General features: G+C 62.8%; 1 protein-coding gene. It reads left to right on the top strand.

Going from position 1 to position 269, the window contains the following annotated elements; genetic code table 11:
* Window positions 1–269, top strand: a 269-nt coding sequence (locus SB822_RS57505) for a histidine kinase dimerization/phospho-acceptor domain-containing protein (protein ID WP_410859163.1), incomplete at both ends; no start/stop codon positions are given.

The raw sequence follows: 269 nt of genomic DNA, 5'->3' as shown, positions 1-269 counted from the left end.
CGGTACTGATCGAATTCCGCATGCGCTGCCATTCGAACGTGAAGTGGGCGCGAGCGGAACTCGTGCCGCGTCGCGAGGCGGACGCAAGTGTCGTTTGGAGCGGCTACTGGGTCGACGCGAGCATCGAGCATGCGCGCGCCGAAGAACTTGCCCGCGCGCGTGATGCGGCTGAAGCGGCGTCGCGTGCGAAAGACGACTTCTTCGCAATGATGAGCCACGAAATCCGCACCCCTATGAACGGTGTACTCGGGCTTGTGGAAGTGCTCGAG

It is taken from the genome of Paraburkholderia sp. SIMBA_054, from assembly GCF_046534875.1.
Taxonomy (GTDB): Bacteria; Pseudomonadota; Gammaproteobacteria; order Burkholderiales; family Burkholderiaceae; genus Paraburkholderia; species Paraburkholderia hospita.
The sequence above is the reverse complement of the archived record's forward strand: the minus strand, read 5'-3'. Positions and strand labels throughout refer to the sequence as shown.